This is a genomic window from Mesorhizobium sp. WSM3868 (genome assembly GCF_002294785.1).
Classification (GTDB): Bacteria; Pseudomonadota; Alphaproteobacteria; order Rhizobiales; family Rhizobiaceae; genus Mesorhizobium.
The window spans coordinates 40,692-65,205 of the sequence record NZ_NSGB01000018.1 but is presented as its reverse complement, the minus strand read 5'-3'; the positions used below and the strand labels follow the sequence as shown (position 1 = coordinate 65,205).

The following is a 24,514-nucleotide window of genomic DNA, read 5'->3' as shown; positions in this document are numbered from 1 at the left end:
ACCCAGGCGCTGGCTTCCAACGAAGGAGCTTTCAGGCCGAGCCCTTCTGAGGCAGCTTCGTCTCCTCATCGACCTGTTCCTGGAGAGCCCTGCGTTCGCGCTCTCTTCCCTCAGCGTCGACCGGTCGATCTTGCCGTTCAAGCTCGCGTTCCACCGTGTCACGCGCGCCCTCGACAGGATCTTCCTGCGGCAGACGCTTATCTGTTCGCTTTGTGCCTTGCTCGCTCGCCCGGTCACTGTCCGATCCCAGTTTGGACGGATCGGCCTTTGCAGAATGCTTCGTCATTGGCTTACTTACCTATCTGGCTGCCACGTCGGCGGATCACCGTGCCGATCTGTTCAGAAGCAGCCCAACAGGCGAGCTGTCTCTTTGTTCCGGCTATCCCGTGCGGCAGTTGGTCAGTCCCGATCCTCATGGTCTTCCGCCTGTGCCGGTTCCGACTCCTCGAGAGCTTCAATGACCGGGGCAAGCGAGGTCTCTTTCCGCGGATTTGATTCTGTCGGGTCCTCCTGCTCGGCGGTCATGTCGAGCGCCCGTTCGATTGCATCTTCGATATTGCCGATTTCCTCCTCGCGAACCTCGTGCCCGTAGCCCGCGGCGTCGGCGTCCTGCTCGAACTGTCGCACAAGCACCGGAACGCTGACTTGCGTGTCGGCAGGCAAGTTCCCGAGGTTCTCCTCGAGCCAGCTTCGAAAGAACTCCTTGGTTGCACTCATGAGCCGCCTCCTTCGAGCTGAGAACGGCCGCCGTCTGCCAATGTTCCTCTGGCGGAGCTTGCGTTGGCGCGTCTTTCGTCTGAGCGGTTACAACGAGGATCAGACGGGTCGCTCTTGCGCATGTTCGGAACGATCGAGCCCAACTGCCGTTACCGACGAAAGAACAGGAGGAACCGATGAGCGGACGCAGAACCCATGACCAGCAAGTGCGCATCCTGGAAGAACGTGAGAACACGAAGAACGCGCCCGAGGAATTCGACGCCAAGGCGGAGCTGAAGCAGCCGGCCGCGGAGCGCGAAGCGCGGCGGAAAGGTTCGGACCTCAGGAGCGACACGCCCGACCTCGTCGACCCCGATGATCGCAACATGCTTCGCGGCAAGAATCAGGAAAGCGGCCACAACAAGCATCGTGGCGACTAAAGCGCGTCACGCATGTTTTGGTCCCGAAGCCGGTTTCCACTTTCGGAAGACATGTTTTAGGCAGGGCGGCTTTCGGCGTGAGATGCGATCGTCCCCTTGCTGGCGGTCTTGGTTTGGGCACACCTGGTTCTGAATTCTTGGGCCTCCGCTTCCGTGAGATGCTCGATGCCGATGAAGTCGTTTTTTGCGCGGCCTGAGCGAATGAGCTCATCGAGCTTCGCCTGAATGGCCACGCCGTCGCGGTTCTGGGTGTTTTGAATCAGGAAAACCATCAGGAAAGTAACGATCGTCGTCGCGGTGTTGATGATCAGCTGCCAAGTCTCGGAATAATGAAAGGCCGGGCCGGCAATGGCCCAGAGGACCACCGAAACCACGCACAAGACGAAGGCCCATGCACGGCCCGCGGCATGGGCGACATTCTCCGCGAGCCGATTGAATGCTTGTTCCAATGTTGAACTCCGGACTTTCACCCTGACGAAATTTCCCGCCAAGCGAGCCTGACGATATCGTACCGGATGAACTGCACCGTGGTGGAGCGGTCTATCCTGTCGGTCGGCGCTGGGTACCGGCAAGAAGTCAACTGAAGGCGGCGCGACGCCAAGAAGGCGACCGCTCCGCTGAAAAAAACTTGCAGCGTTTCGCGAGGAGGCGGGCCCCGTCATTAATCGCGGCCCCGGTCAAAGAGACCGGGGCCGCGTCGCCAAGTCGACTTTTGGCATGCGAATAAGCGTTTATCGGGCGCCTTACGCGGCCGCCTGCATGGCCCGCTTGTTCGCACCGCTTTCGCCGAGCTTGCTAAGTGTCTCGTCGGTAGCGGATTCTTCCTTGAGGGTGTCGCGCAGCAAGGGGAGGGCGTCTTTCAGGCCCAGTTGCTCCGCCCAGGCAATCAGCGTGCCGTAGCGCGCTATTTCATAATGCTCGACCGCCTGGGCGGCAGCCACAAGGCCCGCGTCGAGCGCCGGCTCGTCCTTGTATTCCTCGAGGATCTCCGAACCCTCTTCAATGATGCCATCGATCGCGGGACACGTCTTGCCGCGCGCCGGCTTGCCCAGCATTTCGAAAACCTGCTCGAGCCGGTCGACCTGAGCTTCAGTCTCGGTGCGATGCTTTTCGAAGGCCGCGCCCACTTCCTGTGACTGCGCCGCCTTGGCCATCTTAGGCAGCGTCTTCAGGATCTTTTTCTCTGCATAATAAAGGTCTTTCAGGCCATCCACGAACAGGCTTTCCAAGCCGTTCGCCGCGCCGGACGAACTTTTCTTTGCCATCGACGTCTCCTTCGTTCGACTTTCTTGACCAAACAAAACCGGTGGGATCGACCGATGTTCCCACGAAATATTTTTTGAAGCTGGGACGACGAGCCGAGGTGCGCGAGCGTTACTTCGGCGTGCCCTTGCCGTTGCGAGACGAAAGTTGGTCGAGCATGCTGAGCGCTGCACTGGGACCCGCATGCTCCAGCAGACCCTGCTCGGCGGCCGCCTTCTTGAAGGCGGCAAAGGCGATTGCCGGCCGGCAAATCCCATTGGTCGCGTCTTCCACCAGCCGGACCGCCTTGCGATAGGCTGGTGAGTCCTTGCTCTTCCATTTCCGGCCAAGCGCCTTCTTGGCGTCAGCGATCGACGACACCATCATCGTGCCGCCGTTGACGAAGTGGATGGTGAGGGGCAGGAATCTGCTCAAGGCTCTTTCACCGTCCTAGCCATTCGCACACAGGCCGGGCGGCCCCGACGAAGAGGTCCGGGGTCGGCGCCGCCGCCAAGGGATTATCGGTCCGAAAGGATTTCATGGTGCTACCGCCTGTTTGAGATCGCATAAAACGAAGCTGCCGCCGGGTAGTTGCATTCAGCCGGCCCGTGGCGGTCAAAAAACCTGCTCCTACTGATCGCTGTCCCGGCGAGCGGCGCCGGAGGTTGTGGCGGCCGTGATTGAGGTCCCGACGGATGTCGCGACCGATGTCCGGATTGAGAGCCGGCAGCTTCGGAGCGAGGCCAACCTTTTCTGTTCGCGTGCGTTGTCCCTCGAAAGCGAAGGAGACACCGATGCCGACGAAATCCGCCAGGATGACCGACTCCGCCACACCGATGAAATCGGCCCCGCGGACCAAATCCACCTCCGAGCAGGCGGCCAGCAAGCAGCGGAGCGTGCAACGCAAGGTCGACGCGACCGATCGCGCCAAGTCGAACGGCAAATCCAAATCACAAGGCGCCATGCAGGCCGGCGCACGGGAATACCCAGTGCCGCCTTTCCCGAAGCAGCATCATCCCAAACCCGGCGAGGAATGGGCGATCGAGCCCGCGCCGCTCTACGACGCGCCGTTCTGGCAGGGGTCGAACAAATTGGGAGGCAAGGTGGCGCTGATCACCGGCGGCGATTCCGGCATCGGCCGCGCAGTTGCCGTGTTGTTCGCCCGGGAAGGGGCGGATATCGCCATCGCCTATCTCAGCGAGGATCGCGACGCGAAGACGACAAAGCAGGCAGTCGAGGCCGAAGGCAGGCGCTGCATCATCATGCGCGGCGACGTGGCCAGGCGGACCTTCTGCCACAAGGCGGTGGAGCGGACGCTGAAGGCCTTCGGCAGGCTCGACGTGCTCGTCAACAACGCTGCCTTCCAGGTGCATTCGACCGATTTCGCCGACCTCACCGAGCAACACTTCGACACCACGCTGAAGACCAATCTCTACGGCTACTTCCACATGGCCCAGGAAGCCGTTCCGCATATGAAGCCGGGTTCGGCCATCATCAACACCGGGTCGGTCACCGGCATCGAAGGCTCGAAGGAACTCATCGATTATTCCATGACCAAGGGCGGCATTCACGCCTTCACCCGGGCGCTCTCTGGTAACCTGATCAGCAAGGGCATTCGCGTCAATGCCGTGGCGCCGGGGCCGGTTTGGACGCCGCTTAACCCGTCGGAGAAGGAAGCGGAGAAGGTCTCGCAGTTTGGCGCAAAGACCCCGATGAAACGGCCAGCCCAGCCGGAAGAGATCGCGCCTGCCTATGTATTTCTCGCTTCGCCGCAATGCTCCAGCTACATCACCGGCGAGATCCTGCCGATCATTGGGGGCTATTGACCGCGGCCGCCTATGTGAAGGTCTTCATGAAGAAGGCGGTTCTCGATCCGCCGGCCGTCTTGGTAATCCGGCCTGACGGCTGCCCGGACAACCTGACTAGCCAAACGGCCGGCCAGGCAGTCGCAGACGCCGGGAAGAGTCCGAAGGAATTCAGGATTTTTCGGTACAGCCTGAACCTGTCGGCCTTTCGACAGTTTCAAGGCTAGGAGGTTTCCATGAACGAGCACACCGACAAAGGCGACTCGCATGATGGTGCCGTTGAGATCCTGGCCGGCCGATTGGCCAGGGAGGCAGACATTACCGAACAGCAAGCCCGCGAGCTCATCGAGTTGATCGGGACCGATTGGAATTCCCTGCTTCGAGAGGCTCATTTTCTGAAGGCGCGGCATCGCCTATGAGCGAACGCGGGGCCGAATTCTTTGGCGAATGGATTACCAACAACGTGATGCGCGGCAGCGTCGGCGCTGACATCATTTCCGTCGCGGAATTGACGACCAAGCTCTTTGCAGATGCGAAGGCCGCAGGTGTTTCCGAGCATGAGATTGAAGAGGAGATCGGGAGCGCTTACGATGCCATACTGGCTGCAATCGTCGGACTTGAAGACTCGGGCAAATCCGATTGAAAGCCAAGGCAGCCAGCAATTAACCCGGATAGGGGCGCGTTCAGCCCGCCTTGCGCGGAACGATGTAGCCCGTCCCTTTCGCGCCGCGGGATCGGCTGACAGACCGATGCTGCCTCTGGGCTGCAGGCTCGATCGCCGGCGCTGTTTCCATCTGCGATCGCTCAGCCTCATCCGACATGACAAAGGAGAGCGCGATCAGATCGTCGGCGTCGATGCCGCCGCGACCGTTGTCCATAAGGTCGGCGACCTTTTGGAATGCCTGCATGTCATCCATGCTCACGTTGGCCGCCAGCAGCCTCTCTTGGAGACCCGTCAACTTGGTGGTCAAGGCGTTGGAAGTTTCGATCATAATTGCCTCCGTGGTTCCAATCTTAAGTGCCAGACCGAGGATAAGAGCCTCGAACAGTGCGGGGCCGATGAACAGACTGATTTGCCATTACCTGCTATCGCCCAGCCGCTCGGCCTGCCTGGCAACCTTTGCGAACTCTCCGTCTGTTGGAATGACCTCGAGGGTGGCAGGGGCTCATCCTCGCCAGTCGCGACCCAATGAAATTTCTGGCAAGATGTTTCCTGCCCCCGACTTTTGAGTTGGCCCGTACGACATTTGTCCCGCATTCGCTGGGACCGGTGGCCGAGGTCCAGAATTTTAGGGAACGGTCGCTGTCGGATTTTGTTGATTGGATGCCTGCTGCGCACGTTGCCAGGTTTGCGCACTCAGGTACCAACCTCCAGAATACTCAGCCCGCAGGCTCCGGTCTGCGGGCTTTTTCGATGCCATGGAATGCGGCACTCGCGCTGCCGCTGCCCGTCCGCATCTGGGACGGCGGCGTCGGCTGCGAGACTTGGCTCTCATTCACTAGCTTCGGAAACAAAAGGCCGGCCGGATCGTTCGCTCTATGCCAGATCACCGGGTGCCGTGCCATGCCATCCACCTCGATCAAGAAAACAGAATATGATCCGGCCAAAGGGATTCTTTCCGTATGGTTTGTGACCAGCGGGAAACGCTACGAGTTCGAGGGGGTGCCGCCGGAGACGTTCGCGGCATTCCGATCAGCCTTTGCCAAGGGCCGCTTTTTCAACGCGCACATCCGCAATCGCTTCCGATATCGTCGCGTAACAAGCGATGACGATGATTGACCGGCTATTCAGCGTCCAGTTCAAGCGGCTCGTGCTGCGCTGCTCATGATTTGGCGTGGATCCCGGCGATCGCCGCTGCGTTGGAGCTCTTGGTCATCCGCGAAGCCTTTCGGCCTCGCGTTCCAAGGTCTTCCGGTCGTTGCCGTGCTGTTTGATGAGATCGCGAACCTGTTGCGCCGTCAGCCCGACCTTGTTGGCGAAATGCCGGACTTCGTAGTCATCGTCCGCTGATACCCGGTTGCGGTCACTACCACCACGCTTGCTCTTGTCGTCTGCCATCGCTTGTTCCTCCGGCAGGGAATAACAGCGGCCGCGCAGGAATGTTCCAGGCGTGGCAAGCGGCAATTTTAGGCGGGACTAACAAAAGTTATCGAAAACGGACTGCTCGCTCGTGCAGGATTAACGTCACTCCGCCCGCCACGGCGGAGGATGGGAGGACCGGCCTCAACAAAGCCGAAGGCCGGGTTACTTGGCCCGTTGCGCGGATCCCTTGGGCGCTGCGACGGGCCAAGGTCGCTTGCGTCAGTCTTTCCTCCAGCGGCGCCTTTCTCGCCAAGCCAGTAGTGTACCATTAACATTTGTTACTGCGGACCTGCTAATGAACTGCGTAGATGACTGGGCGGGCGTTGCCCTGGGCTTTGGAGTTGGGTTCGGTTTGCGGCGACAGTGTCACCGACTTGAGAAGCGAACCGATAGCTAGGCCCGTTGTCTAACCTTGGCGGGTCACGGCAACGGGTCTAGCGTTCCTCCGCTTGGGAATGGATTTCCGGCCGAAGATGAATGTGCCGTCTCTGACGGCGTTCACACTGCCCCCGATACGAGCCCGAAACACCTTCGCGGCATGAGGAGACAGCCCGCCAGCGCTCACAAGGAACTTTAGCGGCATCTAAAAGTTCTCCTCGGGCAATCCCGCACTCCTTGGGTCGAACGATGGCCGAGCTGGCATCAACTTTCGCATATTCATCAGGGCTGACCGGCGATGATATGCTAAGCGCAGTCGTGTCGTTACTGGCCGGCCTGCTGCTCTATAATGTCATGCGCGAACCAAGCCGATAGGGCTCCTGCCGAGACGAAATTCACAGACCGCGCAGTGACGCCGGCAGAAGTTCGGTGGGCGGCCGTTGCTCGGTAGCGCAGCATGGAGGCAATCGGCTATTTGCCCGGGACCTCAGTCCGATCCAATTGACTCGTAGCTGACTTTTTTTGGGTGTATCCTTTCCCCGTTGTGGCGTATCGGGGTGAGGTAAACGATGCGTGGAAGCAATCGCAATGCTGTCCCGCCCAAAAGTGCGGGATGCGGTATAGTTGAACCTGCAGAGGTCAACATTCTGGCCAAGACGGTGAGTGACTACTGCTCCAGTCACAAAATCGAACGCAAGGACGAGCGCGAAAACGTCGCGGTCAAAGTCATGAGCCTTTTTGGACGCGGTGTAACTGACGCTGACCAGCTGTTGGAAGAACTCGAGAAGGTTCGCTAAAGCGAGCCTGGTGCCCTCGGCTGGAACAAGTCCACTAAAGCCGAAGTTTGCGTAGACGGGTTCTGAGCAAAATGAGCGCGTTCGGAAGAGCTTGTGTGAAATGATCCTCAGGCGATGCAGCACTGGGAGAGCGCTCTAGCCGAGAGACGCAACAGATGCCCGTCATTCCAGGAATGGCGGGCATCTATTTCACTGCTGCCGACGAAGAAGGTGACGCATTTCCTCGCCGGTCCTACCAAATGATGCATCGGGCAAGTTGTTTCTAGCATAACGACCAATGCGCCGGCCTGTCTAACCTCAGTAGAGCGGGAAGAGGTCGTTCCTCGACGGCACTAGTTGGGATCGCCGGACCTCGAGCCCCCATGGGCTCCGCCGCCATAGCTGTCCCCCCGCGACCTTCCGTTGCCGGATCTAAGAAACTTTGGCTTGGGACCGACGTGACCGTGGTTCTTGTCACCCCATCCATTGCCCGGACGTGTTCCTCCCGATTTGGCAATCGCCTTGGAGTTCAAGCTTGTGCCGAGCAGCAATGTAATGGCCGGAGGCGTCACCGCAGCAAAGCGTCCAGCCTGCTTGAGAAAATCGCGGCGCGCGTTGGCCTCTGAAACAAGCTTTTCGGAATTCTTTTCAATAAGCCTTTTGCTCTCATTCGGCATTTTAGCACTCCTTTCCTGCAAGATACTTTAATTGCTGTCTGCAAAGAAAGTAGTTCTCCAAAAGGCGTACACCGCGCCGGTGTCCGGAGCGGCCCGGCTCTCTGGCCGAAAAAGGCCAGAATTGAGCCGGGCCTGACCGGCGGGGGCTCGGAATCGCAACACGGCGCCGGCTGACCAATGAGCATATACCCCTGATTGTATAGCCGGAACGCATTCATAAGGATAAAGCCGAGCCGGATCAGTGCAGCCAATATTACGGCTTCAAGCTGGCGCTAATATTCGAGCAGGCTGATGGAACCCGAACGGTGCGGTCGGGTTGGTAACATGCGACCGCACTCGTTTTCTCCCATTCAGGGTGCGGCCGCTCTACTCCGTAAGCAACAGAAGCCCGTCGCGCTTGCGCCATTGCGCGACGGGCTTTTCTGGTCCACTGAACTTGTAGGTCGATACCCTTCATGTGCGAAGCAGCACCGCGAAGGCGGCTTGACGGCTGAAAACCCAAACAGGTACCCGCCACCCGGGGGAGTGTATGGCGGGTACCTGACCTCTCTCCGCCGACGACTGAAGGATTCCGCCGGCTCTACCAACCGGGCTTAATGTTTCAGTACTGGGACCAATGCGTTTGGATGTCCGACTTCCGTCCGGAGCGACAATGCTTTCAAATCATTGGTTCAACCAACCCGCACTAGACCTGGGAAGTGCTCGGACTGGTCTATGTTTTCATCAGCGCAATTCGATAGGCGCCTTTGTTCGCCACGCCATCCCAGATGAAGAACGCGGCAAGGGCGGCGACGATCAGCAGGATCGGTCGCATGGCTGGAATTCCCTCAAAGCTCCTCGTACGCGCGTGGCCTGATTATCCGCCCGTTCATCTATGTCTACAAGCAGTTGCTAATGTATTTGAGAACTCGCCGGGCTCGCCGCCCCATAGCCCAGCCCCAAGCCCGACGAGTGCCGACCCGGGAGGGTACCGGCATCATCCTATTTGCAAGGCTGATGCCAGCATATTCCGTCCTGAAATGAAACAGAGGGTGTGTCAGCGTGCGCAGGCTTGAACGATGGCAAAGCCTATGCCGATGACAACCGGTACGGAAACACTCCTCCTGCCCGAGACAAACGGATCACCAAGAAAATGTTCCGCCATCGCGGAACACGTCGCATTCGAAGAGGTTTGGGGCGCGGCGGCGCAATTCCCTCCCGATCTGTGCACAGCCGCCGGGCGGAGCCTCCCATTCTCCGCAGGCCCGCTCCCTGGCTCCCATCAGGGGCGGGCCTTTCTTTTAGATCTCGCGCTAAGGGAACGCTCACGGGAGTTCCATATTGAATCAAATTCGAGTTTCCCCATTGGGGTTCGCATGCGCACGCCTGCCGGCAGAGCCAGGCACGAATAGGAGTTCACCGCCATGGCGATCCGCCAAAGAGCACTGGAAGCGGAAATTTTCGATCCGGAAGAGCTGGAATTTCTGGCCCGCGTCTTCGACCGGTTGAAATATGATGGCCAAACTACGGAGCAGCGCGAGGCGCTGGCCTCTCGCATCATCGCCAACTTCATGGCGGGTATTGTGGACGAGAATGAACTGGTTTCGCTATCCAGGCTACCTTTAGGGAGGTAACGGTCTGAACGGACTGGACTGCCTGCCGCCCGCCCCTTGTGAATATTCGTCATTGTTGCCGCTGGGCTACAGCCCTTTGGGGGCGACTGTATTAGGAAACGCTTGTGCGGGGTTCCCGGAATCGGGCGGACCATCTGGGAAAGGGGCGCACAGTTTTGAGGGAAGATGGCCCGTCGGCTTTGGTCGGCGGGCTTTTCTTTTCTATGGCCTTGTCGTCGAGCAGCGCCGCTTTCCTCGTGCTTCGGCGCTTTCGTCGCTACTTCCGGACCTACATCTTTTTTAAATGACGGTCGGGTGCTGCCTCAGCCAGATCGGCGAGCCAACTTCAGCAAGGGGGATTCGCCATGAAGCGCACTTATGAAAAGCCCGTCCTAGTCAAGCGTGACCGCCTGTCCGCCGTTACGGCCGTGATCGTCGTCTCGCTCGTGAACGGCGCAGCGTCCCGATAAGGACGATGCCCGTCACTCCAGGCAGGAAATGGCGGGCATCTATCTAGCTGCTACCGACCAGGAAGGTGACGCACTTCCTCACCGGCTCTCTCAAATGATGCAGCGAGGCTTAAGTTTCAGCATGGGGACCAAAGCGTCAGCCTCTCGGACTTCTGTCGCATCGGCGGAAGGGAACATTCTGCCAATCGTCCCGGTTGGGTCGCGCGGCGTGTGTCTCCGGCCGAGGTTCACCGCGCCGCGCGGAGGCGTAGCCCGTTCGACCCCAGGCGGCCGGGCTCTCTTGTCTGTCTTGGAACAATTCTGTGCCGCTGCAGTTCGCCTTCCGGGCGCAGCTCCCGGCAAACAGGGACGGTCGAGCGCGCCTTGGTCGGGTTGACCCCGACGCAAAGAGCCCGCTCGCGGAGGAGGTGCGGCGGGCTCTTCTGCGGATCCGGCTAATTCAGCCTGGCCGGCGGCTCGCCGGGATAGCAGTAGTGATTACTATCCGCAGGCCGACCGGGGTATAATCTCCAATGGCCTTTCGGATAGCGGTTGTCCTGGCGCTTCTCGCCGCCTTCGCCTACGGATTCGCAAAACTCGTAGAGCGGTATGGCGGTGCGGGCAATGATCCCGCATCACCCTGCGGAAAGGTGCCAAGCGTCGATTGCCCCGACCCGAATGCGCCGCCTCCTTTTCCCAAGCCCGACCGGACGGAGCCTCAAAGGCAGTCCGGTGCGTCAAGCCTGAAGGCATATTTATAAATTGCGCGGTTTCCCTCATCGGTCACCCGCACCCAGAAATGTTCATCCCGTCTCGCCAAGACGTCTTTGCCGGTGACTTTCTGAGCAGCCTCCCAAGGGGCACGGGCATTGGCAACGTGATAAGCCACCACCTGGTCGCCAGCCATCTCTTCAACTCGGTATGTCTTCATGATCGCTCCAAACAGCGACCCGAACTTGGAGCGACGAGGGTTGTTCCGGGTCTTCCATTTCGCTGGCCATAGCGAGGGCGATTGCAGGGCAGCCTTGTGCGCCTAGAGGACGGGGCAGGTGGCCCGGTAGCCTTGGGTGGCTATGGGGTGGCCACCGGGCCTTGGCCGGCAGGGGCTTAGGGAACACGATGCCGGCAAACGAGTATATGCGCATCTACTAATAAATCAAAATTCAGCCAAAAGGCCGAACTTGCCTTCAATTGCCAACATGACGGCTGGACACTCCAAGCGCCGATCGATGCGGGCATGTGTGCCACGGCCGGCAGCCTCAACTGCCGTCGTCAGAAAGCTCGATTGCCGGCGGTCCGCGACCGCTTCGGGCCAGAACATCAATCTGGCCCCAATCAGCCCGGTTTGGAGAGCCGGTTGAAATTTGTTCGGACGCGGCGGCCGGCAGGTTTGAGTGCTGCGACCATGGACTCTTTCAGCGCACCGCCGCTTAGAAAAGACGGGCTCCGGCCGGATAGAACTTCAGGCCAAGACCTTAAAGCCGATCGTAAGATAACCAATTGCGCGGCGGCCATGCCTTCGGCGAAGGCGAGCGCCTTCTCGTTGACCGCAAGCATTGCCTCGATCCCTTTCGGGGCGCGGCTGCTTGCATCCAAAGCAATCAGCGGAAGGCGCATGGCGACGACAGCGGGTGCCAACATCAAGTCTCCACAAAGCGAGAATGCATTTTGGGTGTGGCGCTTCTTGCGAGTTGACATTGTGCCCCCATCTGGACCGGGCTGTTCAGCCAATACGCACCAATCCGGGGTTTGTTCCTGGAGGACGGCGGCCTTCATGAGCTCATTAAACCGGTTGTCGGCCACCAGCCTGCAACAGCGTCCCGCCCAGCAAGGGACTTGGCGTTTTTTATCATCGTTCCTATAATCACAATCATCGCCGGCGACTGGCAAGGGAAGCCGGCCTGAGAGAACAGCTACCGCGCTCCCGTCTGCAGCAAAGGCCGGAGACGTGCCATGTCCGACGATCCCATATACGAACGGCCGCTCCAATCCGAGCATGACAGGAACGTGATTGCTCAAACCAGAGCATCGATTGACCGTTCAAGAAAATTACTACTCGCCACGAAGCTGCCCGGGGCCAAGCGCGGCACCGTTTCCATCAAGAAAGCCGGCGACGAATGGCACGTTTTGATAGAAGAGACGGGACTGCGTGACCGCGTTCGGTCCTTTGATGTGGAGGCCCATGCGCTCAGCTACGCCGAAGAGCAGAAGGCGCGGCTACGGCTCAACGAAGTGAGGCGCATCTAGGCTGCGTCCACCCCTTTGTGCCGTTTCCAGCAACCTCGACAGGTGCAAGTCGTGGAAGGACTGTAAGCTTTCGAGGACTTCTAGAAATTCTTGCGCTTTGTCGGCCGACAACCCGAGGCGCTCCAGTTCGGCAATACGACCCCGCTGCTCGGCGATGTGTCGCTGGCCTTGTCGAACGTGCTGTCGTGCCATTTGAATGTCATCTGCAAGGGCCATTGCCGATAACGGTCTGGCGGGCGAGGCGTTCCGGCTATTTTCCTGCCGTCCTCTGGACGTGACTTCGCCACCTTTATGGCACCGGGCGGCTCAGGGCGTTAGATTCGCCAACCTTGGCCCGGACTTGCGCTATTAATTCTGGTCTGCAAGGAAGGGACCATGCTCGCCGGCCCAATCAAATGATGCAGCAAAGCGTAGGTTTAGAGGTGTCAGCCTCTCCGACTTCTGTCCGAGTGTGGAACATCGCAATCAAGCAGCGTGACGTCCCGCCGAGACATCGAACAGATCGGAACCTCCCGCCCGCGGCGTCATTGATCTCTGCGGGCCGCGTCAGCCGGACCTGGTGGCAAAGAGAACAGGGTGGTTTTTCCGGCTTCACATCCTGGCCAACGAAAAGGCAGTCGAGCTCTTGTCCCACCCGGCCCGCTTCAGTTCGGTGTCGAGCGCATGGCGGAAGACAGGAAATCGAAGATCGGCTGGCTTCAGGAAGCCTGGCTTCTGCTGAAGGAAAGCGTCAGCGGTTATATGGATGACAACGCGCTGAGCCATGGGGCGGCGATTGCCTTTTATGCCGCCACCTCGCTTGCGCCGATCCTTCTCATCGTCGTGGCGGTCGCAGGTCTCGTCGTCGGCAAGGACGCCGCCCAACTCGCGCTATCGGCCCAGATATCGGGCGTGATGGGTCCGCAGAGCGCCGACCTCTTGAAGGCGACGATCGAGACCGCTTCGCGTCCCTGGTCCGGCGCGCTTGCCACCATTATCGGGCTGGTGACGCTCCTGATCACAGCTTCCGGCGTCTTTGGCGAGATGCAGCAGTCGCTGAACGAGATCTGGAAGGTCGAGCCAAGGGCCATGTCGCTCTCGCGTTTGGTGCGGGCGAGGGCGGCGAGCCTTGGTCTCGTCGCCGCGCTCGGCTTCATGCTGCTCGTGTCGCTCGCGGCGAGCACGGCCATCTCGCTGTTGGCCGATGTCATCAACCAACACCTGCCGTTCGGCGAACTGATTGTGAGTTCGATCAATACGATCGTTTCGTTCGCGTTGATCGCGCTGCTCTTCGCGGCGATTTACAAGGTCCTGCCGGACCGCAGTCTCAAATGGCGCGATGTCGCTGTCGGTGCGCTGGTCACCGCGCTTCTCTTCACCATCGGCAAGTCGCTGATCGGCTGGTACATCGGCAGCAGTTCGATCGCAACTTCCTATGGCGCCGCCGGCGCGCTGATGGTGGTGCTGCTATGGGTCTACTACTCGGCTCAGATCTTTCTGTTCGGCGCCGAAATCACGCGCGCCTATTCGGTGAGCAGCGGTAGCCGGGCCGACCTCAGGCGGGTTATGAAGCCGGAGGTCGGAAAGACGGGGAGGTGAGCGTCAAACAATGGCCGGAGAACGCAACACTAGGCGCGACCCTCTGCCTAAAGAGATCAGGCTTTGGGCCAGACAGCGTTGGCTTAGGCTGACATCGCCAGCGGTCGGTCCGCAGGACGTGATCAGGTTGCGAAGCCGCAATGTGGCCGCCGCAACCCAGTCACGCCCGGCGGGCGTCAACCGACGATCGTCGTTGTCATCAATGGGCGGTCTGCGAATGAACACCGCCTGGCGCCGAAATGCCGCTCAAAGCCTCTCCAGCCTCCCGTGTCTCACCCTTTCTTGCGAGGTCTCCAAGGGAGATGATGCCAACGAGCCGTTTGTCTCGGTTCAGAACCGGGAGCCGGCGCACCTGCAAGTCTCCCATGTTAGCAAGAACATGATCGACGTCTTCGTCATCGAAGCAATATCTTACCTCTTGGCTCATGACATCGCGCACCTTGGTATCGGGACCTTTGCCCAGCGCTATACCGCGGATGACCATGTCCCGGTCGGTGATCATCCCCACCAGCCGGTCATTTTCACCGACAGGCACGACGCCGGCGTCGAGCTTGCCCATCATCAGCGCCACCTCGCGGATCGACTGTTCGGGATTCGCGACGGCAACGTCCTTTGTCATGCAACTGCCGACCTTCATGGCTCTCTCCCTTTGTTGCGGAGCCCACCGCCGAACCTGAACTGAGAAAACAAATGCTTGGCGCTATTGGTTCCTTCAAATCTCGCGCGGCGGAAGGGCATGGAAATGTTCCGCCGTGGGGCTCGAATGACAGCCGGACAGGCGACCGGTCCTTGCGGAGGCCCGAGGGAAGCAGGCCGGCACCCCATTGCGCATGTTCGGCCGAGACCCGTTCGTGCTGTTGCCGATCCGGCGATCGTTGCGTGCGCCGCCCATGGAACAGAGTCCTGCCTTCGCCCATTGTGTTATGGGCCGGGGGGCGACCCGATAGGGGTGCCATGGCCGACTTTCGAAACCGAATCTCACCTGCCCGCGAGGCCGAGACGAGTTCGCGGCAAGGAGAGGCGCGCAATCGCTGCATCATCGTCATCGGCGCGTCGGCGGGCGGCGTCGAGCCGCTGAGGAAGATCGTGAGCGACCTTCCCGCCGATCTGCCGGCGGCCGTCTTCATCGTGCTTCATGTCGGCCAGATCAGCTATCTGCCCGAAATCCTCGATCGCGCGGGAGCGCTGAAGGCCTCTGTCGCCAAGAACGGCGCGTGCTTCAAGATGGGAAATATCTATGTCGCGCCGCCCGGCTTCCACCTGCTCCTCCACGGCGATCACATGATGCTGCGGCGTGGGCCGCGTGAGAACCTGGCCCGGCCGTCGATCGACCCGTTGTTCCGCTCGGCAGCGCTGACCTTCGGCGCAAGCGTCATCGGCGTGCTGCTGTCGGGCTCGCTTTCCGACGGCACCGCCGGCTTGCGGGCGATCAAGGCGGTCGGCGGTCTCGCGGTGATCCAGCACCCGAAAGACGCGCTGGTGCCGTCCATGGTGGAAAGCGCGCAGCTTTATGTCGAAATCGATCATTGCGAACCCGCCGCCAGACTGGGCGGCCTGCTGACGAAGCTGGCGGCCGAGCCGGCGGGCGAAACCTTACCGGCGCCGTCAGGCGTGCGGTTGGAAGCGGCCATCGCCGCGCAGGAGCATTCCACCATGAAAGAACCAGATCGACTTGGCGAACTGTCGGTGTTTACATGCCCGGAATGCCATGGGCCGCTGTGGGAGATCGAAGACGGTGACATGCTGCGCTATCGGTGCCATACCGGGCATGCTTTCACCGCCGACGCGGTGATGGAGGCGCAGGCCAGCGAGGCGGATGAGATTCTGTGGAGCCTGCTGCGGTCGCATCAGCAGCGGGCAGAGTTTGCCAGGCGGAGAGCAGAGCGGGAAAAGGCGCAGAATCGCTCCAAACTCGCCAGCGAGATTGGCCGGCGCGCGAAGGAATACGAAGCGGATGCAGCTGTGATCGAGCGCATCCTGGAAAGCAGGCGGGCACGGGTAGCAGACAATGGCGCAGGCGGCGACGAAGGCAACGGCAAGGAAAGCGAAGGCTAGCTCGCGCGGTGGCGCGAGGGAAGCCGCGCCATTCCCCATCATCGGCATCGGCGCCTCGGCGGGCGGCATCGCGGCGTTGCAGAAGTTCTTTCCGGAAGTGCCGGCCGACAGCGGCTTTGCCTTTGTAGTGATCCAGCATCTGGACGCCGAGCATGAAAGCGTTCTGGCCAAGATCATCCAGCGCTCCACCGCGATTGAAACGCAAACCGCGGCCGAGGGCCTGGAGATCGAGCCCGACCACATCTACGTAACGCCGCCCGGTGTCTCGGTAACCACTGAGGGGCAGCATTTTCATGTAGCCAAGATGGCCGCCATGCGCTCCAAACGGACGCCGATCGATGATTTCTTCACGTCCCTGGCACAGGATCAAGGGGAGGATGCGGCCGGCATCATTCTTTCCGGAACGGGCAGCGACGGCACCATCGGTCTGAGGGCGATCAAGGAGCACGGCGGGCTGACGCTTGCGCAGGCAGGCGCCGAATATGACGGCATGATGCGCAGCGCCGTGCAGAGCGGCATGATCGACATGGTGCTTCCGGCGGAAGAAATGGCGACGAAGCTGGTTGGTTATTTCAGCCACGCCACCCGCGACGAAAGTGAGCGCGACCGACGCAAGCGCGACGTGGCCGAGCAGCTTTCGCGCATCGCGGCGCTGCTTCGCGTGCGCACGGGCCATGATTTCAGCGGCTACAAGGACAACACCATCCTGAGGCGCATCCAGCGGCGCATGCAGGTGCTCCAGATCGACGATCCCACCGCGTTCTACGACAGGTTGCGCGACGAGCCGCAGCAGGTCGATCTCCTGTTCCAGGACCTGCTCATCGGGGTGACCAGCTTCTTCCGGGACCCGCAGGCTTTCAATGCGCTCGAACGCTTCGTCGTCCCCAAGCTCTTCGAGAACCGAAAGCCCGACGAGACGATCAGGGTGTGGGTGCCTGGCTGTGCCACCGGAGAGGAAGCCTATTCGATCGCTATGCTTCTGAAGGAGAACGCGCCGCGCGGCGCCGCTTCTCCCAACCTGCAGATCTTCGCCACCGACATCGACGAGCGCGCGCTGGAAGTGGCGCGCGCCGGGCGCTACCCGGCAACGATGGCGAGCGACGTGGCGCCGAAGCGGCTAAAGGAGTTCTTCTCACGCGAGGACGGCACCTACCGCGTTTCCGCCGATTTGCGAGAGGCTTGCCTGTTTTCGGCGCACAATCTGTTACGCGATCCGCCGTTTTCCAAGCTCGACCTGGTCGCGTGCCGCAATCTCTTGATCTATATGGGGCCGGAACTGCAGGAAAAGATCATCCCGATCTTCCATTACGCGCTGCGCAGCAACGGCTATCTCTTTCTCGGATCTTCTGAGAACGTCACGCGCCATGCGCGCCTGTTCTCGACCGTCGACAAGGCGAGCCGTATCTTCCAGAAGCGCAGCGGCGTCGCTGCGCAACGGCTGCCGGAATTCCCGCTTGCCGCCGCGGCCAGACAGGCTGCGCCGGCCGTGCGGCAACGGACGACGACAGGAACTGTGCAGGAAGTCGCCGAGCGTTTTCTCGTCGAGCGCTATGCGCCGGCCTATGTGGTCATCAACGCGGCGGGCGAACTGATGCACAGTTCCGGAGGCACGGGCAAATACCTCGAGCTCGCGGCCGGTGCTCCCGACCACAACGTTTTTTCCATGGCGCGGCGCGGGCTGCGCATGGATCTAAGGGCTGCGCTTCACAAAGCCGTCAGCACCGGCCAGGTGGCGGTTCAGAACAAGATCAACGTCGGTACCAATGGCGGCCGCCAGACGATCAGCCTCGCCGTGCAGCCGCTGCCGGCCGAGGGCGGGACGGACCCACTCTACATGCTGGTCTTCCGGGACATCGGCGGCATCAAGGCGGAGACCGAGGACGAGCCCGTCCACACGACCGACGATGTCGAAAGCGCCAATGTCAGTCAGCTCGAAAAGGAGCTGCGGGAGACCAAGGAGCGGCTCCAGATCACGACGGAGGAGCTCGAATCGTCCAACGAGGAGTTGAAGTCCTCCAACGAGGAACTGTCCTCCATCAACGAGGAGCTGCAGTCCTCGAACGAGGAACTGGAAACCTCGAAGGAAGAACTGCAATCGATCAACGAGGAACTGCAGACCGTCAATGCCGAGCTCAACATCCGCGTCGACGAGCTCAGCCGCGCCAACAACGACATGTCCAACCTGCTCGAAAGCACGCAGATCGCGACCGTGTTCCTCGACCGCGATCTTTGCGTCAAGAACTTCACGCCGACGGCGCGGGACCTGTTCAGGCTGGTCGAAAGCGATGTCGGCCGGCCGCTCGCGCATGTGCGGCCGCGCTTTGCCGCGGACCGGCTGCAGGCAGACATGGAGCAGGTGCTGCAGCGGCTGGGGACGATAGAAAGGCAGGTGGAAGTCATCGAAAGCGCCAAGCGCTACATCATGCGCGTGATGCCCTACCGCACCGTGGACAATGTCATCGCCGGCGTCGTCGTCACCTTCGTCGACATTACCCAGATCGCGCAGGCGGAGGAAAAGATCGGCGCGCTGTCGCACGACCTGCGCAACCGCCTCGAAAGCCTGGAGACTGTTCTGGATCTTGTGCCTGTCGGCATCTTGATCGCCGAAGACGACGACGGCGATGCCATCCGCGCCAATCGCCGCGCGGCCGAGCTCGCCGGCCGGCGCGCCGCGGACGGCAAGCTCAGCACTGTGCCGGCGGTCCTGCCGCTGATGGTGAACGGCTCCGTGGTGGAAACGCACGAGCAGCCGCTGCAGAAGGCGATGCGAACGGGCAAGCCCGTCCCCGGCTACGAAGCCCGAATCGCGCAGGGGGACGGCTCAAGCATCGACGTGATGATGTCGGCCAATCCGCTGTTTGACGAGTCCGGCAGGGTTCGGGGCGCTATTGCGGCCCTGGTCGATGTCTCGAACCATAAGGAGGCCGAGCGCGCTCAGGAGAGGCTGCTGCACGAGCTGCAGCATCGTGTGAAGAACATCCTAGCCACGATCACCGCACTGACCTCGCGCATGATCCGCTCGTCAAGCTCAATGGGGGAATTCGCGACATCATTCCATGAGCGACTGCACGCGATGGCGCGCACGCATGAGGTCCTGTCTTCCCACAATTGGGGCGACGCCGACCTCGAGGAACTGCTGAGGGCGACGTTTTCCCCCTACAGCAGCACGGGACGCCAGAACCTAGTCGTTCACGGCCGGCCGTTCCACCTCGATGCGGCAACGGCGGCGGCACTCGGCATGGTGTTCTTCGAGCTTGCCAGCAACGCCGCCAAATATGGGGCGCTTTCCGCCGAGACCGGACGCGTCGAGGTCTCCTGGAACGTGGTGAAGCCGGGCATGCTTTCGATCAGCTGGAAGGAACTCGGCGGTCCGGCCGTGGAAGAGCCATCCCGCAGAAATTTTGGAACCACTTTCATCCAGCAGAGTTTGGAGTACGAGCTGAGGGGGAGTGTCGAATTGAACTTCCGGCCCACCGGCCTGGAGTGCCTGCTTGAAATCCCCCTTGCCCGAACCGAAGCCTTCGAGCCGCTGCCCGGCTACGCATGAACAAGAGCGCTCCATTATCGGGCCTGCGAATCCTCGTCGTCGAGGACGCTTTCCTGGTTGCGCTCGACCTCTCCGACGAATTGACCGATGCAGGCTGCCATGTCGTGGGGCCCGCGCCTTCGGTCCAACAGGCGCTCGAGCAGATCGATGGCGTCGAGCTGGATGGCGCGGTGCTCGACGTCAACCTACAGGGCGAACGCAGCTTTCCGCTGGCCGAGCACCTCGCCGCGCGAGACGTGCCGTTCCTCTTCCTCACCGGCTATGACAGCGCGACGGTCTTTCCGGATCGGTTCCGGGATTCGCCGAGGCTGTCTAAGCCCGTGGAGACCAAAGTGCTGATCGAGGCGGTCGCGCGATTGGCGCGCGCAGGCACCGAGGCCGCGCGGCGCTCTCGCCTGTAGCAATCGGGCTCCTGCAAGCGTTTCGCAACATCCGATGCAGGCACTGGTCTGGGCTGGAATCGTGCGAGGCTTTTCCACTCCTCCGCTGCTGTTGATCGAACGATCGCAGGATCATGACCGACCAGGTCATAGGGAACACCAACATCGTTCGGGGGGTACGACCGCGGTGATCTTTGCGGCCGCCAGGGGATTGGTGGGAGTTGGTTCCTCTAGCTCGAACCGCGACGCCACCATCGGTTGGCCCAGGTTCAAGCAAGTTCGCTTACAACAGGAACGATCATCATCGTCACGCATTCTCCCTAATCAATGCCCATCAACTCTCTCTGCTGGGGTGAGAACCGTGTTACCCAAAGGCCATGCCGTGCCTGACTGCGTACCGGGCGAGGTCGCTGTCGTCGACCTCATTCCTGCCTTGCGTGCTTTTGCGCGCACTTTTTGCCGCTTGCCCGATGATGCCGACGATTTGGTGCAGGAGACCCTGACCAAGGGGCTTGCGAACTTGGACAAGTTCGAGCCGGGGACGCGATTGAAGTCCTGGCTTTTCACCATCATGCGCAATACGCATTATACGCGGGTCAAGGCGGCAGCTAGGGAGGCGCCCGGTTTGCTTGACTGCGCCTCCAGCCGGCCGATTTCGGAAGCCTCGCAGGACTGGTCCGTTCGGACCAAGGAAGTCTACCGCGCTATGCAGAAGCTTCCGATACATCAGCGCGAGGTGCTGACGCTGATCGGTGTGCTGGGCGTCAGCTATGAAGAAACCGCGGAGATATGCGATTGCGCGGTCGGTACCGTTAAAAGCCGTCTCAACCGCGCGCGTGCAAGCGTCTTGGAATTCCTTGATGAAAGCTCATCGCAAGCGCTGGTCGAAAGACACGACCATGTTGCGGAAGATCACTGGGACAGAAGCGCTGACAGGCATCGATGAGGCTTGCCGTCAGTTCTCCTTTTTGCACCGGCGCTTCTCGATCAGCGCATTCTGCAACTCGATCGCGAGCTTGGTCAGCCGATCAGGAACTTTTTCCTGCTCAATGGCGGTCAACAACGACGCGATCTCTTGGTCTATGCCCAGGCTTGCCTGGCTTACGGGATCGCGCTGGCTCGGACGAGACATGGCATTCTCTTAGCAAATGTGGCCCCTTCGAGATTCACTTGAGACCATACACGGCCGGAGTTTGCAAGGCGCTTACAGCCGCCGATCAGCTTCAGCCCCGCAGCAGATCGTGGCGGAGCGAAAACCCTTTGCCTGAACTGATCCGTTGCGAGCCGGCAAAGTCTTGCGATAGTCCCCGCAAGATCAGTCTTCCGGAATCCGGTTTGCCGCGTGGTCTTGATACTGATCGGACTTGATCCGATTGCTGTCGAGGCCGCGTTCTTTTGTATGCTGCTTCTTATCCCGGTTCGACAGGACGTCATTTTCGCCAATCATGTCTTTCGGAACCGTCGTCTTCGCTCCGGTCCCGGCACCTTTGCCCTGACTGCCGCGTCCCATGTGTTTCTTACCGCCGGACGCCATCTTCTTCTCCTGGGTCTTCCAGATTCTGCGCAAGTGGTCTGGGAGCCGAACTTCGGTCCGTCGGTTATGTTCCGCCGGTACGACGAATAAGAAAGGCGGTGCCGTCCCATCGACGGAAAGGCATCTCGCCATCGATGAGGACGTCCATGGCGCATATTCGGGCGAGATGGCGGATGTCGGAGGAATCGGCGGCGGGCGACATCCGGTATGAATAATTGAGGATTGCCACCATCCCTCCTGGCCGCAACACGCGCGCCACTTCGATAAAGTGCCGCTCGGCGACGCCGGCAAGTACCAGGTAAGGGAAGCTATCGACCGCCAACACGCCATCAAAACCCGCATCGACGAATTCGCCAAGGTCGAGGCCGGAGGTCCGGCGGAATCCAACATTGCCAAGACCGGCGCAGCGTCGGCGCGCGACGGCAACCATCCTTGGCGAGATATCGATGCCGACGATATGCTTAGCTCTGGCGTGGAGCGGGCATTCGAAGCGGCCGATGCCGGAGCCGATATCGAGTATTGTCTTGTCCGCGCCGGTAAAATCCTGTCGCTCCAGCCAAGCGACGATTTCGGCCGTTGCAGCCGAAAGCTTTTCCTCATCGCCAAGCGACGAAAGTTGGACGCTGGCTGCCGGAGAGATGGCGACCGCCTCGTCAAAGCCCTCGGCCAGCCGGCGGATCGTCATCTCACCGGTTTCGCCGCGCAGACGGTCATGACAAACCGAAGCTGCCGTTAACCTCAGACTATCGAAGGCATCTGCCTTGCCTGAAAGAAGCACGGCTATGTCCTCGAGCCAGCCCCTTTGCTCGACAGCGCTTGTACGCATGTCCAATGCGACGTCCGCCAATTCTGGCGCGCGCATATCCGTCTCGACTGCCAATCTGGCGACCGCGACTTCGGCGGACAGGTCGGTCGCCATGCAATTCTCGAGGATATGCCTCGCGGTCGACCTCACTCGCTCTGCTGTGGTCATGGCGAGGCGCTCCGGGTCCAGACCCTTTGCACCGTCCATCGGTCCTCTGCTCCCCAACTGTATTTGTAGCTCTCCCGGCCGCGTAGAAAATCGAACTCTCGCGCGCCGTCCTGAACGGCTTCGGCGATAGCCTTGCCGATCAGAATGGCGCCGGGGCTCTCCGATGCATAGGAGGGGTCGAAGCCGCCGAGGTAGGCATAAGCGCGGTCGCGGTGATGAAAACCGTAATAGGCGCCGACGACGGCGCCGTCGATTTCCATCAGCCAACATCGCGCCAAATGGCTCGCGGCGAGGCGGGGCAAGGCATTGCGATGAAACTCGATCGCGCTTTTGGTCAGCACGCCGCCGCCCTGTCCGGCCCAGCGGGCGTCGTGCAGGCGGATCAGCTGACCGAGAAATATCTCCGGCGCGGCCTCCGCCCGGTTGATCGTCACCCGGCCTCTCCGTTGCGCGGCTCGCAGCGCGCGACGCAGCTGGCGTCTTCGCCGCGCGGGAACGCACCCTGCAAGCGTCTCGTCGCCAGCCAAGGCAAGCACGGGGCAGGCGGCATGGCAGGTAGATCGGCTCTCGTCGATCCCAGGCAGCAAAAGCTCCAGGGATGCGGCTTCACCCGAAAGGTCCGGCAGGATCCATTGCGACCATTTGAGCGAAAGCACAGTCTCAGCAATCAAGGTACCGACGGCTTCTTCGAACTTGGGTGCGCAAAGAATATCGAGATAGTCGCTCAGCGATATTCCGATCGGAAGCAGGCGCAAACCGGAAGTGTGCCGTTCGAGGTAGAGGGGTGCCAGGCCGACGAGATCGTTTCCGTTCCACACGGCGATCGCCGAGAGATCGCCCGGCGCAAATGTCCGCCACCATGGCAGGAGCCAGGCGGGTGACTGGAAAGGCGTAGCAGAGCCGCATTGCGACCAGAGCGACCACCAATGCTGCTCTAGACCGTCGAGCGCATCTTGGTCGCCGATGACATCGGCACGCAGGCCGCTCACCCGACGGCTCCCAATCGTGCGCGGGAATCGCCGAGCTTTGCCAATGCCCGATAGGCATCCATATAGGCCGAAACCATGCGATCGAGCGAAAACCGGTCTCGCGCCTCTGCCCGGCATGTTTCGTTGTCGAGGTCGGCCGAAGCGTCGATGGCTATCGCCATCTCGTCGATATCATTGACCAGGAACCCGGTCTTGCCGTGCTCAACGACATTGGGCAGGGCGCCATTCGGGAAGGCCACAACCGGAGTGCCGCAGGCGAGGGCTTCCATGGCAACGAGCGAGCTCGTCTCCGCGGCGAGGCTCGGAATGACCAGGCAGCGGGCGGCGTTGAGAAGCCGCCGCTTGGCGAAAAACCCGAGCGGTCCCAGGAAACGCCGCCGCCTGTCGAGGCGAGGCTCCACCTCGTCGGCGAAATACTGAACATGTGTCCGGTAGGGATATATCTGCCCTCCAATTGCAAGCGGCACTCCAGCGCGCTTCGCGGCGTCGATCGCCAGGTGGATGCCTTTTTCCGGGCATATTCGGCTTAATACGAGCGCGAAATTGCGATGCGACCGGGGATCGGTAAGCGCATTGACGTCAACCCCGTTTGGGATGGGCGCGATCAGTCTCGATCCGGCCGGCGCGGTTGCTTGCTGCGCCTCCGAGACCGCGTGCAGCCACAGGTCTTCACGGGCCGGGCTCAGCACTCCGGCCGGATACCAGGCAAGCGGCAGGTGCAGTGTCACGAGCGTGGGGCCGTCATCGGGAAGATAGGCATCGAAATCGATGCCATGCAGATGGACGACATCGATCGGCCAGCGCGCACGCGCGGCTGCGATCGCCGCGCGGTGCGCGTCCTGGGCGCGGCTCTTTGCCGTCTCGTCGAGCGCGCCTGTTTCGGCAGGCGTCTCGACCAGGGTCCCGGCCGCGCTGGAGCCCCGGCAGGCGACGACGATGGATTGATGACCTTGCCTGACCAGTGCGTGATCCAGCATCGACAGCACCTGCTCGGCGCCGCCGACCGCATCGAGGCCGACAGGCGCAAGCGGATAGGCGACGTTGAGCACGGTAAGCGTCATGGCTGATCGAGC

Annotated in this window: 30 protein-coding genes; 13 read left to right on the top strand and 17 right to left on the bottom strand. The window is 60.9% G+C overall.

The genetic code is table 11. The features are described from left to right. Positions 1-31: 31 nt before the first annotated feature. Together CK221_RS24080 and CK221_RS24075 are read right to left on the bottom strand one after the other, a co-directional pair. Entirely contained in the window at positions 32-286 is a 255-nt protein-coding gene (locus CK221_RS24080) for a hypothetical protein (protein ID WP_095779504.1), read from the bottom strand. Between the two features lie 113 nt (positions 287-399). Further along, a complete protein-coding gene (locus tag CK221_RS24075; protein ID WP_095779503.1) occupies positions 400-717 on the bottom strand; it encodes a hypothetical protein in 318 nt (105 codons plus the stop codon). 176 nt (positions 718-893) lie between these two features. Here CK221_RS24075 and CK221_RS24070 point away from each other — a divergent pair, with 176 nt between their 5' ends. Beyond that, a complete protein-coding gene (locus CK221_RS24070; RefSeq protein ID WP_095779502.1) occupies positions 894-1,136 on the top strand; it encodes a hypothetical protein in 243 nt (80 codons plus the stop codon). A 56-nt stretch (positions 1,137-1,192) separates the two neighbouring features. Here CK221_RS24070 and CK221_RS30855 read toward each other — a convergent pair whose 3' ends face one another. The 3 genes from CK221_RS30855 to CK221_RS24055 form a co-directional block, all read right to left on the bottom strand. After that, entirely contained in the window at positions 1,193-1,585 is a 393-nt protein-coding gene (locus tag CK221_RS30855; protein ID WP_128370977.1) for a low affinity iron permease family protein, read from the bottom strand. A 294-nt stretch (positions 1,586-1,879) separates the two neighbouring features. Then, a complete protein-coding gene (locus CK221_RS24060; RefSeq protein ID WP_066994822.1) occupies positions 1,880-2,401 on the bottom strand; it encodes a ferritin-like domain-containing protein in 522 nt (173 codons plus the stop codon). Positions 2,402-2,510: 109 nt separating this feature from the next. After that, positions 2,511-2,813, bottom strand: coding sequence for a DUF982 domain-containing protein (locus tag CK221_RS24055; RefSeq protein WP_066994825.1), 303 nt, complete (start codon positions 2,811-2,813; stop codon positions 2,511-2,513). 401 nt (positions 2,814-3,214) lie between these two features. Between CK221_RS24055 and CK221_RS24050 the strand changes: the two genes are divergently transcribed. From CK221_RS24050 to CK221_RS24035, 3 genes are all read left to right on the top strand, one after another. After that, a complete protein-coding gene (locus tag CK221_RS24050; RefSeq protein ID WP_095779566.1) occupies positions 3,215-4,204 on the top strand; it encodes an SDR family oxidoreductase in 990 nt (329 codons plus the stop codon). Positions 4,205-4,419: 215 nt separating this feature from the next. Then, entirely contained in the window at positions 4,420-4,602 is a 183-nt protein-coding gene (locus CK221_RS24040; protein ID WP_095779499.1) for a hypothetical protein, read from the top strand. Continuing rightward, positions 4,599-4,826, top strand: coding sequence for a DUF768 domain-containing protein (locus CK221_RS24035; RefSeq protein ID WP_095779498.1), 228 nt, complete (start codon positions 4,599-4,601; stop codon positions 4,824-4,826). The genes CK221_RS24040 and CK221_RS24035 overlap by 4 nt, the downstream gene beginning before the upstream one ends. 40 nt (positions 4,827-4,866) lie before the next feature. Here CK221_RS24035 and CK221_RS29940 read toward each other — a convergent pair whose 3' ends face one another. Then, positions 4,867-5,175, bottom strand: a complete 309-nt coding sequence (locus CK221_RS29940; RefSeq protein ID WP_143749092.1) for a hypothetical protein — start codon at positions 5,173-5,175, stop codon at positions 4,867-4,869. A 197-nt stretch (positions 5,176-5,372) separates the two neighbouring features. Here CK221_RS29940 and CK221_RS30850 point away from each other — a divergent pair, with 197 nt between their 5' ends. After that, positions 5,373-5,963: a KTSC domain-containing protein gene (locus tag CK221_RS30850; RefSeq protein WP_245430723.1), complete on the top strand. Its 591-nt coding sequence runs from the start codon at positions 5,373-5,375 to the stop codon at positions 5,961-5,963. Positions 5,964-6,056: 93 nt separating this feature from the next. Here CK221_RS30850 and CK221_RS24020 read toward each other — a convergent pair whose 3' ends face one another. After that, the gene (locus tag CK221_RS24020; protein WP_095779497.1) at positions 6,057-6,242 is read right to left on the bottom strand and encodes a DUF3606 domain-containing protein; all 186 of its coding nucleotides are present in this window, start codon (positions 6,240-6,242) and stop codon (positions 6,057-6,059) included. Between the two features lie 971 nt (positions 6,243-7,213). On the opposite strand from CK221_RS24020, the gene CK221_RS24015 reads away from it, so the two are divergent. Further along, the gene (locus tag CK221_RS24015; protein ID WP_095779496.1) at positions 7,214-7,441 is read left to right on the top strand and encodes a hypothetical protein; all 228 of its coding nucleotides are present in this window, start codon (positions 7,214-7,216) and stop codon (positions 7,439-7,441) included. A gap of 332 nt (positions 7,442-7,773) precedes the next feature. Here the strand turns inward: CK221_RS24015 and CK221_RS24010 are convergent, their stop codons facing one another. Continuing rightward, positions 7,774-8,097, bottom strand: a complete 324-nt coding sequence (locus CK221_RS24010) for a hypothetical protein (RefSeq protein ID WP_082953717.1) — start codon at positions 8,095-8,097, stop codon at positions 7,774-7,776. A 1,403-nt stretch (positions 8,098-9,500) separates the two neighbouring features. On the opposite strand from CK221_RS24010, the gene CK221_RS24005 reads away from it, so the two are divergent. Next, positions 9,501-9,710, top strand: coding sequence for a hypothetical protein (locus tag CK221_RS24005; RefSeq protein WP_066994857.1), 210 nt, complete (start codon positions 9,501-9,503; stop codon positions 9,708-9,710). Between the two features lie 1,146 nt (positions 9,711-10,856). Here the strand turns inward: CK221_RS24005 and CK221_RS24000 are convergent. From CK221_RS24000 to CK221_RS23995, 3 genes are all read right to left on the bottom strand, one after another. Then, complete coding sequence (locus CK221_RS24000; protein ID WP_095779495.1) at positions 10,857-11,069, bottom strand: hypothetical protein; 213 nt, start codon at positions 11,067-11,069, stop codon at positions 10,857-10,859. A 225-nt stretch (positions 11,070-11,294) separates the two neighbouring features. Continuing rightward, positions 11,295-11,459, bottom strand: a complete 165-nt coding sequence (locus tag CK221_RS30415; protein WP_156752636.1) for a hypothetical protein — start codon at positions 11,457-11,459, stop codon at positions 11,295-11,297. Between the two features lie 14 nt (positions 11,460-11,473). Next, a complete protein-coding gene (locus CK221_RS23995; protein WP_245430722.1) occupies positions 11,474-11,941 on the bottom strand; it encodes a hypothetical protein in 468 nt (155 codons plus the stop codon). A 150-nt stretch (positions 11,942-12,091) separates the two neighbouring features. Between CK221_RS23995 and CK221_RS23990 the strand changes: the two genes are divergently transcribed. Both CK221_RS23990 and CK221_RS23985 read left to right on the top strand, forming a co-directional pair. Continuing rightward, positions 12,092-12,385, top strand: a complete 294-nt coding sequence (locus tag CK221_RS23990; RefSeq protein ID WP_066994860.1) for a hypothetical protein — start codon at positions 12,092-12,094, stop codon at positions 12,383-12,385. Positions 12,386-13,048: 663 nt separating this feature from the next. Continuing rightward, positions 13,049-13,963, top strand: a complete 915-nt coding sequence (locus CK221_RS23985; protein ID WP_095779494.1) for a YihY/virulence factor BrkB family protein — start codon at positions 13,049-13,051, stop codon at positions 13,961-13,963. Between the two features lie 199 nt (positions 13,964-14,162). Here the strand turns inward: CK221_RS23985 and CK221_RS23980 are convergent, their stop codons facing one another. Then, on the bottom strand, positions 14,163-14,600 hold the full coding sequence (locus CK221_RS23980; RefSeq protein WP_095779493.1) for a CBS domain-containing protein: 438 nt from the start codon (positions 14,598-14,600) through the stop codon (positions 14,163-14,165). Positions 14,601-14,653: 53 nt separating this feature from the next. Here CK221_RS23980 and CK221_RS23975 point away from each other — a divergent pair, with 53 nt between their 5' ends. The 4 genes from CK221_RS23975 (at position 14,654) to CK221_RS23960 (ending at position 20,891) form a co-directional block, all read left to right on the top strand. After that, positions 14,654-16,018: a chemotaxis protein CheB gene (locus CK221_RS23975; protein WP_348628445.1), complete on the top strand. Its 1,365-nt coding sequence runs from the start codon at positions 14,654-14,656 to the stop codon at positions 16,016-16,018. Beyond that, a complete protein-coding gene (locus tag CK221_RS23970) occupies positions 15,972-19,565 on the top strand; it encodes a CheR family methyltransferase (RefSeq protein ID WP_095779492.1) in 3,594 nt (1,197 codons plus the stop codon). Before CK221_RS23975 ends, CK221_RS23970 begins: the two co-directional genes overlap by 47 nt. After that, on the top strand, positions 19,562-19,966 hold the full coding sequence (locus CK221_RS23965) for a response regulator (RefSeq protein WP_066991949.1): 405 nt from the start codon (positions 19,562-19,564) through the stop codon (positions 19,964-19,966). Before CK221_RS23970 ends, CK221_RS23965 begins: the two co-directional genes overlap by 4 nt. A gap of 361 nt (positions 19,967-20,327) precedes the next feature. After that, entirely contained in the window at positions 20,328-20,891 is a 564-nt protein-coding gene (locus CK221_RS23960) for a sigma-70 family RNA polymerase sigma factor (protein WP_066992285.1), read from the top strand. 9 nt (positions 20,892-20,900) lie between these two features. On the opposite strand, the gene CK221_RS30410 is transcribed toward CK221_RS23960, so the two are convergent. The 5 genes from CK221_RS30410 to CK221_RS23935 all read right to left on the bottom strand — a co-directional run bounded on the left by CK221_RS30410 (position 20,901) and on the right by CK221_RS23935 (position 24,502). Next, complete coding sequence (locus CK221_RS30410; protein ID WP_082980368.1) at positions 20,901-21,077, bottom strand: hypothetical protein; 177 nt, start codon at positions 21,075-21,077, stop codon at positions 20,901-20,903. Positions 21,078-21,260: 183 nt separating this feature from the next. Beyond that, positions 21,261-21,479: a hypothetical protein gene (locus CK221_RS23950; protein WP_066992288.1), complete on the bottom strand. Its 219-nt coding sequence runs from the start codon at positions 21,477-21,479 to the stop codon at positions 21,261-21,263. A gap of 64 nt (positions 21,480-21,543) precedes the next feature. After that, the gene (locus CK221_RS23945) at positions 21,544-22,398 is read right to left on the bottom strand and encodes a methyltransferase domain-containing protein (RefSeq protein WP_245430721.1); all 855 of its coding nucleotides are present in this window, start codon (positions 22,396-22,398) and stop codon (positions 21,544-21,546) included. 50 nt (positions 22,399-22,448) lie between these two features. After that, on the bottom strand, positions 22,449-23,441 hold the full coding sequence (locus CK221_RS23940; protein WP_095779491.1) for a GNAT family N-acetyltransferase: 993 nt from the start codon (positions 23,439-23,441) through the stop codon (positions 22,449-22,451). Further along, positions 23,438-24,502, bottom strand: coding sequence for a glycosyltransferase (locus CK221_RS23935; protein ID WP_095779490.1), 1,065 nt, complete (start codon positions 24,500-24,502; stop codon positions 23,438-23,440). The genes CK221_RS23940 and CK221_RS23935 overlap by 4 nt, the downstream gene beginning before the upstream one ends. Between the last annotated feature and the right edge of the window lie 12 nt (positions 24,503-24,514).

Excerpts from the sequence above, each read along its gene's own strand:
- CK221_RS24080 (WP_095779504.1), bottom strand. The coding sequence starts at position 286 with ATGACGAAGCATTCTGCAAAGGCCGATCCGTCCAAACTGGGATCGGAC.
- CK221_RS24075 (WP_095779503.1), bottom strand. The coding sequence starts at position 717 with ATGAGTGCAACCAAGGAGTTCTTTCGAAGCTGGCTCGAGGAGAACCTC.
- CK221_RS24070 (WP_095779502.1), top strand. The coding sequence starts at position 894 with ATGAGCGGACGCAGAACCCATGACCAGCAAGTGCGCATCCTGGAAGAA.
- CK221_RS24060 (WP_066994822.1), bottom strand. The coding sequence starts at position 2,401 with ATGGCAAAGAAAAGTTCGTCCGGCGCGGCGAACGGCTTGGAAAGCCTG.
- CK221_RS24050 (WP_095779566.1), top strand. The coding sequence starts at position 3,215 with ATGAAATCGGCCCCGCGGACCAAATCCACCTCCGAGCAGGCGGCCAGC.
- CK221_RS24040 (WP_095779499.1), top strand. The coding sequence starts at position 4,420 with ATGAACGAGCACACCGACAAAGGCGACTCGCATGATGGTGCCGTTGAG.
- CK221_RS24035 (WP_095779498.1), top strand. The coding sequence starts at position 4,599 with ATGAGCGAACGCGGGGCCGAATTCTTTGGCGAATGGATTACCAACAAC.
- CK221_RS29940 (WP_143749092.1), bottom strand. The coding sequence starts at position 5,175 with ATGATCGAAACTTCCAACGCCTTGACCACCAAGTTGACGGGTCTCCAA.
- CK221_RS30850 (WP_245430723.1), top strand. The coding sequence starts at position 5,373 with ATGAAATTTCTGGCAAGATGTTTCCTGCCCCCGACTTTTGAGTTGGCC.
- CK221_RS24020 (WP_095779497.1), bottom strand. The coding sequence starts at position 6,242 with ATGGCAGACGACAAGAGCAAGCGTGGTGGTAGTGACCGCAACCGGGTA.
- CK221_RS24015 (WP_095779496.1), top strand. The coding sequence starts at position 7,214 with ATGCGTGGAAGCAATCGCAATGCTGTCCCGCCCAAAAGTGCGGGATGC.
- CK221_RS24010 (WP_082953717.1), bottom strand. The coding sequence starts at position 8,097 with ATGCCGAATGAGAGCAAAAGGCTTATTGAAAAGAATTCCGAAAAGCTT.
- CK221_RS24005 (WP_066994857.1), top strand. The coding sequence starts at position 9,501 with ATGGCGATCCGCCAAAGAGCACTGGAAGCGGAAATTTTCGATCCGGAA.
- CK221_RS24000 (WP_095779495.1), bottom strand. The coding sequence starts at position 11,069 with ATGAAGACATACCGAGTTGAAGAGATGGCTGGCGACCAGGTGGTGGCT.
- CK221_RS30415 (WP_156752636.1), bottom strand. The coding sequence starts at position 11,459 with ATGTTCTGGCCCGAAGCGGTCGCGGACCGCCGGCAATCGAGCTTTCTG.
- CK221_RS23990 (WP_066994860.1), top strand. The coding sequence starts at position 12,092 with ATGTCCGACGATCCCATATACGAACGGCCGCTCCAATCCGAGCATGAC.
- CK221_RS23985 (WP_095779494.1), top strand. The coding sequence starts at position 13,049 with ATGGCGGAAGACAGGAAATCGAAGATCGGCTGGCTTCAGGAAGCCTGG.
- CK221_RS23980 (WP_095779493.1), bottom strand. The coding sequence starts at position 14,600 with ATGAAGGTCGGCAGTTGCATGACAAAGGACGTTGCCGTCGCGAATCCC.
- CK221_RS23975 (WP_348628445.1), top strand. The coding sequence starts at position 14,654 with ATGCTTGGCGCTATTGGTTCCTTCAAATCTCGCGCGGCGGAAGGGCAT.
- CK221_RS23970 (WP_095779492.1), top strand. The coding sequence starts at position 15,972 with ATGGCGCAGGCGGCGACGAAGGCAACGGCAAGGAAAGCGAAGGCTAGC.
- CK221_RS23965 (WP_066991949.1), top strand. The coding sequence starts at position 19,562 with ATGAACAAGAGCGCTCCATTATCGGGCCTGCGAATCCTCGTCGTCGAG.
- CK221_RS30410 (WP_082980368.1), bottom strand. The coding sequence starts at position 21,077 with ATGTCTCGTCCGAGCCAGCGCGATCCCGTAAGCCAGGCAAGCCTGGGC.
- CK221_RS23950 (WP_066992288.1), bottom strand. The coding sequence starts at position 21,479 with ATGGCGTCCGGCGGTAAGAAACACATGGGACGCGGCAGTCAGGGCAAA.
- CK221_RS23945 (WP_245430721.1), bottom strand. The coding sequence starts at position 22,398 with ATGGCGACCGACCTGTCCGCCGAAGTCGCGGTCGCCAGATTGGCAGTC.
- CK221_RS23935 (WP_095779490.1), bottom strand. The coding sequence starts at position 24,502 with ATGACGCTTACCGTGCTCAACGTCGCCTATCCGCTTGCGCCTGTCGGC.